At 50.7% G+C, this 268-nt stretch carries 1 pseudogene; it reads right to left on the minus strand.

Features of this window, described 5'->3' with window-relative positions:
• Window positions 1-29: 29 nt before the first annotated feature.
• Window positions 30-268, minus strand: a pseudogene (locus tag B4920_RS26435) (hypothetical protein); the annotation flags it as partial.

Raw genomic sequence — 268 nt, forward strand, 5'->3', positions numbered from 1 at the left:
GTGTTTCTTTAATTAGCCATTAGGGCGTATTAATGCTCGGCGGCTAATTGCTCTTGGTGCCAGTGGTCGAATCGGCTTAACGCCATCATTGACAGTAATCCGATAGAGAAAAATCCCATCACTAACGCCACCGCATAGGGTGCAGTCAGGCTTGTTTGCTGCACTAGGCCTGCGATCACTGATGCGCCACTCATTTGGATAAAACCTAACATTGCCGTTGCCGTTCCCGCTCGCTCGCCAAAGGCAGAAAGCGCCATACTGGTTGCTG

Source organism: Zoogloea sp. LCSB751, from assembly GCF_002028455.1.
Lineage (GTDB): Bacteria > Pseudomonadota > Gammaproteobacteria > Burkholderiales > Rhodocyclaceae > Zoogloea.